Annotated in this window: 2 protein-coding genes and 1 pseudogene; 2 read left to right on the top strand and 1 reads right to left on the bottom strand. The window is 55.8% G+C overall.

Features of this window, described 5'->3' with window-relative positions:
* A pseudogene (locus ABJQ89_RS19720) lies at positions 1–268 on the bottom strand (haloacid dehalogenase); the annotation flags it as partial.
* A gap of 142 nt (positions 269–410) precedes the next feature.
* On the opposite strand from ABJQ89_RS19720, the gene glmU reads away from it, so the two are divergent.
* Positions 411–1,766 carry a bifunctional UDP-N-acetylglucosamine diphosphorylase/glucosamine-1-phosphate N-acetyltransferase GlmU gene (gene glmU, locus ABJQ89_RS19715; RefSeq protein ID WP_348497863.1) on the top strand — a complete coding sequence of 452 codons (1,356 nt, stop codon included), beginning with the start codon at positions 411–413 and terminating at the stop codon, positions 1,764–1,766.
* Positions 1,766–3,116, top strand: a 1,351-nt coding sequence (gene glmS / locus ABJQ89_RS19710; RefSeq protein WP_348497862.1) for a glutamine--fructose-6-phosphate transaminase (isomerizing), incomplete at its 3' end; no start/stop codon positions are given. The genes glmU and glmS, both read left to right, overlap by 1 nt.

Genomic DNA, 3,116 nt, shown 5'->3' with positions numbered 1-3,116 from the left:
TTGTGTGCACATCAATCGCCGTTTCATAGGCTTTAAGCAGATTTGGAAACTGTTCATCGATCACAGCTTGATCCGCTGGTTGACCTGTCTCGCGCTCAAGGCCCGCCGTCAGCATCGCGCGCCCACCGCGCACCGCCGTTCCTGCATCTTGCGCTGCATTAAGGCGCACAGCCAAGCCCATGCCCTCAAAGCAGGAATTCGCCGCTGCCAGCAGATCGCCGCTGGTGTCGGCGAGCGTTCCATCCAAATCAAAAATAACAGTGCGCATTATGTCCCCCTAAGGCATGCGGACCTAAGCGAAAACACGGCGCTTGTTTCACACCGCAATCTAAGGTGAACACACGCGACTTGCGGCTTCTCACGGATTAGGTAGAACGACGTTTAATAAATTGCAAAGAGTATTCAACAATATGAGCATTGCTCTGATTATCCTTGCCGCAGGCAAAGGCACCCGAATGAAGTCTGACCTGCCCAAGGTTCTGCACCACGTTGCGGGCGCACCTATGTTGGTTCACGCTATGAAAAGCGCAGAAGCGCTAGAACCCGAAAAGACGATTGTCGTCGCAGGGCATGGCAGCGATGCGGTGTCCAAGGCTGCAACTGGCTATAACGAAACTGCTGAGGTGGTCTTGCAAACAGAGCAGCTTGGCACCGCACATGCGGTTGCGCAGGCGAAAGACGCGCTCAGCGGTTTTGAGGGCGACGCGCTGGTTCTGTATGGCGACACCCCTTTCATCAGCCCCGAAACCTTGCAGCAGATGAGCGAGGCACGCGCAAACCATGATGTGATCGTGTTGGGTTTCGAGGCGCGTGATCCAGGCAAATACGGCCGTCTCATTATGAACGGCGATAGCCTAGCGAAGATTGTTGAGTTCAAGGATGCATCTGATGAAGAACGCGCCATAACGCTTTGCAACAGCGGTGTTATTTGCGCCAAGTCTTCCGTTCTATTTGATCTGATTGATGCGGTTGGAAACGAGAATGCTTCTGGTGAATACTATCTCACGGATATCGTTGAGATCGCCCAAGCGAAGGGCCTGAGCGCCACTTCTGTGACCTGCGATGAAAGTGAAACGCTGGGTGTGAATTCCCGTGTTCAACTCGCAGAAGCCGACGCCATTTTCCAAGCGAAGGCGCGCATCGCTCTGATGGAGGGCGGCGTGACAATGCATGCCCCTGACACTGTGTACCTTTCGCACGATACCTACATCGGCGCGGACACGATCATCGAACCCAACGTTGTATTCGGCCCTGAGGTCACCGTCGAAAACGGCGCACACATCCGCGCGTTCAGCCATTTGGAAGGCGCGCATGTCAGCCGCGGCGCGGTCGTTGGCCCCTACGCGCGCTTGCGTCCGGGCACAGAACTTGCGGAGGACACCAAGATCGGTAACTTCGTTGAGCTCAAGAATGCCGTGGTTGATGAGGGCGCCAAAGTGAACCACCTCTCCTACGTGGGCGATGCCCATGTGGGCGCGCGCGCAAACATCGGCGCAGGCACGATCACATGTAACTATGACGGCGTGATGAAACATCACACCGAAATTGGCGCGGATAGCTTTATCGGCTCCAACACATTGCTCGTCGCGCCCGTCTCTGTCGGTGCAAATGCGATGACAGGCAGCGGCACAGTGGTGACCAAGGACGTGCCAGACACAGATCTTGCCATCGCGCGCGCGCCGCAAGTGAACAAAACTGGCTTAGCTGTTAAATTGTTCGATATGTTAAAGAAAAAGAAAGCTTCAAAAGCGAAAGGGGCCGAATAATGTGCGGAATTATAGGGGTACTGGGTCAACATGAAGTTGCCCCAACGCTTGTTGAAGCGCTACGTCGTCTCGAATATCGCGGCTATGACAGTGCAGGTATTGCGACCGTAAACAACGGCGTGCTCGATCGCCGCCGCGCAGTTGGCAAACTGGTGAATCTGTCTGATCTTTTGGTGCACAACCCGCTCGCTGGGAAGTCTGGTATCGGCCACACACGCTGGGCCACCCACGGCGCACCGACAACAGACAACGCGCATCCCCATCAAGCGGGTCCAGTCGCGGTTGTTCACAACGGTATCATCGAAAACTTCCGTGAATTGCGCGAAGAATTGGCGGGGCACGGTATCGATTTCGTCACAGAGACCGATACAGAGACCGTCGCCCTGCTCACCCAGCACTATATGAACACCGGCCTGCGCCCTGTGGAAGCTGCTGAAAAGACCATCGGGCGTCTTGAAGGCGCGTTTGCGCTCGCCTTCCTGTTCCACGGTGAAGAGGACCTGATGGTCTGCGCACGCAAGGGCTCGCCCCTTGCTATCGGCCACGGCGCTAACGAGATGTATATCGGCTCTGACGCCATCGCGCTTGCACCTTTAACCAATCGTATCACATACTTAGAGGAAGGCGACCGCGCAGTTCTGACCCGCAACAGCCTGCACATTTGGGACGCTGACGGCAAACAAGTTGGCCGTGAGATGCGCGTAGTAGAAATCGACTCCGCAAAGGTCGATAAGGCCGGATTTGATCATTACATGGCCAAGGAAATTGCCGAACAGCCCACTGTTGTTGGCGCTGCGGTGAACAACTACCTGCCATCTGCCGGCAATGAAGTGGTGCTCCCCGGTGGCAACATCGATTTCACCAAGATCGAACGCCTGACAATGGTCGCTTGTGGTACAGCGTTTTACGCATGTTTGACCGCTAAATACTGGTTCGAAAAGCTCGCGCGCATCCCTGTTGAGGTCGATGTCGCGTCTGAATTCCGCTACCGGGAACCGCCCATCCCTGCGCAAACAGCGGCCCTCTTCGTGAGCCAATCTGGCGAAACCGCCGACACGCTTGCCGCGCTGCGCTATTGCTCTGGCAAGGCCGACAAAATCCTGTCTGTGACCAATGTCGCGGAAAGTTCTATCGCGCGTGAAAGCGATCAAACCTATCCGATTTTTGCAGGCGTTGAGATCGGCGTGGCCTCGACAAAAGCTTTCACCTGTCAGTTGACTGTGCTTCTATCCTTGGCGCTGAAAGCGGCCCGTGATCGAGGCACGATGTCGGAGGGCGAGCTGAAAGAAGCCGCCGCAGCCATGCGCTCTATTCCCGGCATTTTGAACGTCGCGCTTGAGCAAACAGGCC

The organism is Planktotalea sp. (genome assembly GCF_039984035.1).
Taxonomy (GTDB): domain Bacteria; phylum Pseudomonadota; class Alphaproteobacteria; order Rhodobacterales; family Rhodobacteraceae; genus Planktotalea.
This window is presented reverse-complemented; position numbering and strand designations above follow the sequence as displayed.

Excerpts from the sequence above, each read along its gene's own strand:
- glmU (WP_348497863.1), top strand. The coding sequence starts at position 411 with ATGAGCATTGCTCTGATTATCCTTGCCGCAGGCAAAGGCACCCGAATG.